1 protein-coding gene is annotated in these 4,448 nt (G+C 40.8%); it reads left to right on the plus strand.

What is annotated here, in order from left to right; all coding sequences use genetic code 11:
* Positions 1-489: 489 nt before the first annotated feature.
* Positions 490-4,413, plus strand: coding sequence for a hybrid sensor histidine kinase/response regulator transcription factor (locus B2Z67_RS05450; RefSeq protein ID WP_291528805.1), 3,924 nt, complete (start codon positions 490-492; stop codon positions 4,411-4,413).
* Positions 4,414-4,448: the final 35 nt, after the last annotated feature.

Consider the following 4,448-nt stretch of genomic DNA (forward strand, 5'->3'; position numbering starts at 1 on the left):
TTTAAAACTTTTGTTTAACTTCGTGGTATATCTATTTAAGACATCACCACAGATACCTATATATTGGTCAAGTGCTGCTGATATGTTCATTGTAACTCTATGTGTAGACTACTTAAAGTTGCTGATAATCAGCCATTTGACCAATTCTTTTATGCTAACTCTTGTTAATATAACGCATTGTTTCTGAGATAGTTAATTAATTATTTAACGAAGTATTGAATATACAGAGAACCTGCGAAACATTAGCTATATATATTCGGGTACCTGAAGTTGAAGACGGATTAAATGAATTAACTGAGATGGTAAAGGAAGAACAATATGATACTGATGGGTTCAAAAAGAAGCTTTCAGAAACTATGGTTCGCCAATTATATAAAGATTGCAGTTGCATGGTAGAAAACAAGAAGAAAAAATAGCTTTTTTCTTAACCCGGCATAAAATACGGAGAATTTTATGTAAGTTTGTACTCATAATCATATTTGCACTACTATGAAATATCTCTTCCTTTGTATATTGCTATTCTTGGGAGAACTGTGTGCAAGCGCGCAACACATGCTTTCCAAACAATTCCCTTTTTTCAACCAGCTTTCATCCAATGAAATTTTCAATATTCATCAAGACAGGGAAGGCTATTTCTGGCTTGGTACTACAAACGGTTTATCCCGTTATGATGGATATCAACTGAATATTTTCCGGTCCGACTATAAAAATAAGAATCTGCTGGCGAGTAATTCTATCATATCCATAAATGATAATTGCTTATATGTATGGATTGGAACATGGAGTGGGTTAAACCTGTATGATAAACAAACGTGCCAAATTATACCTTTCCCTGATGAACGGCTTCATAATACGGCTATCAGTGCTATAGCAACAGATGAAAACGAAACTGTTTGGGTGGGTGCAGGCGCTATGTTATATCAATGCGACTCTATAGGCAATGTAGTGAAAGAATACATTCTTAGCTCCTCCAGCGAGTATGGTGTCAATGCGATTTATATAGACAGAGGGAAGCGACTCTGGGTAATAGGCCCATGTGGCATACTCAGGTATGAACCGGAAACAGACTCCTTCTTTTCTTATCCGCGATTTGGTAATGGTCATTCAGCTTTTGTGATGTGCCAGGATAATCTTGGAAATTATTGGATAGGTTCCTGGGGCGAAGGCGTGTGGCAGTTCTTCCCGGATACTCAAGATGGAGAGCATTATAAAAAACACAACCTGCCAGGTTCGAAGAACACTGAGGCGGAGTCTATTGTTTTCAGTATAGAGCAAGATGATACATTCGGCTATCTTTGGATGCTCTCCTATGCCGGAATCCAGGCATTCAAATATACAGATAAGGGAATGTTGGAAAATGTGGAGTTGCACGATCTGGTCGATACACACATGATGTACACACGGATTTGTAAGGACAGAGAAGGCAATCTATGGTTACCCTCTTATGACATGGCATATACTATCTTCTTTGACAATTCAAATGTGGACAACTATCTTTTGCCACAACTGAAAGAACAAATGGGATGGGATGCTAATATCTTAAACCTTTCTCAAAGTCAAGACAGTGTTATGTGGTTCATACAGGATAGACACGGTCTGTGCCTCTATGATTTATCGCACGATTTGTTTGCAGACAGTGGTCTGGGAGGGATTAATATCATGATAAGGTCAATTCATAAACCTGGTGTATGGGTCAATTCGAACACCTCTTCGCGTGTAATGAGAGTAACGCAACAGAATATGAAGGTGAAGATTGAAGAAGATATCAATATCGGCGAAGTGAACAATCTGATTGAGGATAAATATGGCAATCTCTGGATATCCGCAAGGACAAATCTGAATGTGAAACGTCCTGATAACGAGGCATTAGTTGTATCGGGCGGCAATATTCCCAAAATAGACATATTGACGAGAGATGTACAAGGAGAAATCTGGGGAATATCCGGTAACAGGCAGATTTATCAGCTTAGTTGTATTGACGGGCGGGTTGTTTGTGAATTGAAAGGGCATATTTCTGGCATATCAGACAAAGAAGCGGTGAACAACATTTGCATTGACAGGCAGGACTGTCTATGGTTGAATACTTCCTGGGGGCGGGTTTTCAGGTCGGATGAGGTGATGGAGACCTTCGAGAATGTGCTGTTGGATAGCACATTGGATGATTGTACCATTTTGGGCTTGCTCTCCGACGAGAATAATGTATGGATTATAGCCAATAAGAAAGTACTTCAATATAATGTCGATTCACGAACTTACCGAAATTATTCTACTGCGGATGAAAACATCATGGTAGATGTGTTCAGAAATAAAGCTATCAGTCTTGATGGGTGTGGCGGACTTTATGTAGGCGGACACAGAGGATTTGTACATATCCGGCCTGACAGTATGGCACAAGAGATTAAGATTCATCCGCGCCTGCGCATCACAGATGTAAAGGTTGAAGATAAGAGTGCATTCTTCGCCGACCATTCGGGGAGAAATACAATAGACAAAGTAATCCTGGACCCGGATAGCCGGAATATTGAAATTTGTTTTTCTCCGCTTGTCTATTCGTTAAATGCCAGATACCGTGTTGCATATAAACTGGGAGGGATAGACCAGGATTGGATTTATCCGGACTACGGCAAATATTCTGCTTTTTACAACCACCTGTCGAAAGGAACTTATAAGTTCCGTTTAAAATTGGAGTATGAACGGGGCAAATGGACGGAGAGTGAAATGTTGCTGACCCTTGTAAAAGAACCTGCTTTTTATGAAACCTGGCTTGCATATTTCATCTATACCATCCTTGTTGCCTTATGTTTCTATACCACGATCCGGTTCTATATGCGCCGCATCAGACTAAAGAGTGAGGTGAAGTTACAGGAAGAACTGGCGCAGACAAAGTTGAAATACTTCACCAGTGTTTCCCACGAATTACTGACCCCGCTTACCGTTATCTCTTGCATATCTGATTATCTGGATCAGAAAACACCTGCCGTACACCGGCAGTCTGTTATGCTGAAAGCCAATGTGGACAAGTTGAAGCGATTGATACAACAGGTTCTTGATTTTCGTAAGATGGATGTGGGAAAACTGCAACTGAATGTTTCGGAAGGTGACATCCGTGAATTTATTCAGAATATCTGCCGGATAAATTTTATGCCGCTTGCTGAAAAGAAGAATATTACACTGGAAGTTTACATGAACACTGGGGAAGTGCTAGGTTATGCAGATTTTGATAAGTTGGATAAGATACTGCATAATTTACTGTCGAATGCCATAAAATATACACCTGATAATAGGTCTATCTGCATAGAAGTACAAGTTCTCAATGAAACGGGGCATAGAGTGCTGGTAGTAAAAGTACAGGACGAGGGCGTCGGTATTCCTGCCAAAGAGATTGAACATATATTCACCCGTTTTTACAGCAGTAAGAGGAATAAAGGAATAGAATCGAACGGAATCGGACTTTCCCTGACTAAAGATTTGGTAGCCCTGCATCATGGCGCTATTACTGTAGAAAGTACTTTAGGACAGGGTTCATGTTTCACTGTATCGCTTCCTATTGATAAGGAAAGTTATTTGCCCGATGAACTGATAGTGGAGGAAGCACTGAATCTGCACACTGTTCCCAACGATACGGACGAAGATAGCATGCTGTCCGGCGATACGGACAAACCTGCTATTCTGCTGATTGATGACAATACGGAATTGTTATCTGTCATGAAAGAAATGTTCAAGGAACGCTACAGCGTGCTGACAGCCATAAACGGACAACAGACTTGGGATAAACTGAATAACAATGAAGTCGATGTGATAATCTGTGATGTTATGTTGCCCGATGTCAATGGCTGGGAGCTTTGTACCCGCATAAAGGGTGAACTGCGTTTTAATCATATCCCCGTTATTATACTTACGGCAAAGAATGGCATTGACGACCGTGTGGCCAGTTACGAGGCAGGTGCTGATGGATATATAGCCAAACCGTTCGAGTTGAAAATCCTCTTTGCCCGTGTAGACAATCTTATCAGATCATCAAGGATGCGTCAGGCGGCTTTCCGTAAGGAGGAGAATATCAATCTGGAAGGTCTGGCTTTCCCCTCAGCCGACAAACAGTTCCTGCAATCCATTATTGACAGCATAGAACAACATCTTGAAGAGACGGAATTCGACTTGGAACAACTTTCCACAGAAATGAATATGTCCAAGTCCACTCTGTATCGCAAGATAAAGTCCATGACCGGACTGACTCCTCTGGACTTTGTACGGAATATAAAGATGAAACGCGCCTGCATGATGTTGCTTTCCCATACGCAGAATATATCAGAGATATCCTATGCTGTAGGTTTCAGCTCTCCCAAGTACTTCACCAAATGTTTCAAGGATGAATTCGGTATCACACCGACGGAATATCAGCAGAAGCAGAACTGATAAGTATTGGACAATATTAAGTAGCTGTTCATAAT

Origin of the sequence: Bacteroides sp. UBA939 (assembly GCF_002293435.1) — a bacterium.
In the GTDB taxonomy this organism is placed as follows: domain Bacteria; phylum Bacteroidota; class Bacteroidia; order Bacteroidales; family Bacteroidaceae; genus Bacteroides.